Annotated in this window: 1 protein-coding gene; it reads right to left on the bottom strand. The window is 45.3% G+C overall.

Going from position 1 to position 579, the window contains the following annotated elements; genetic code table 11:
- Positions 1–579 (bottom strand): aminotransferase class V-fold PLP-dependent enzyme (locus tag R7Q11_RS28115; RefSeq protein ID WP_225467221.1); only part of this gene is annotated, 579 nt, incomplete at both ends.

Below are 579 nucleotides of genomic sequence, written 5' to 3'. Positions count from 1 at the left end.
TGGCTGGAAGTGTGGTACCAGTTTTGTAGGTAATGTGCGAGAAAACGATAAGACGAACGTTGTGGTGGGCTTCAATCGCTTCGCGGAACGCTTGAATGTAATCTTGTTCAGAAACGTCTTCAGTACCTGTAAACACTGGTAACTGAATTTCCACGACTTCTACACCAAAGCGGTGTTTTACAACATTCAGCGGAGATGTCGCTGCAATGTGTTCGTGGTGCGTAGTAAGAATCACGTCTCCCGGCTCGAAATGCAGACCATTAATGATCGAACATAGACCGTCAGTCGTGTTGCGGCTTAAGATGATTTCGTCAGCATTTGCGCCAAAAGCTGGTGCAATCTCTGCGATCATGTCTGAAACGTAAGGGAACTTACCAAACTTACCTTTCATGTCCCATGGGAACTTCGCCACTAATTTGTTGTTGTCTTCATAGCCTTCAAGAACATGTTTCGGCATTGAGCCTGTTGTACCAATGTTCATGTAAGTCGTTCGTTTATCCAAAACGAACTGCTTTTGCACTTTACGCCAAAAACGCTTATCGTGCTTTCTACCTAGCCCGCGGCTGCTCCAATCAATTT

Source organism: Vibrio sp. 970 (genome assembly GCF_033339075.1).
Note: the sequence above shows the minus strand (reverse complement) of the source record. Positions and strands in the feature narration are given on the sequence as shown.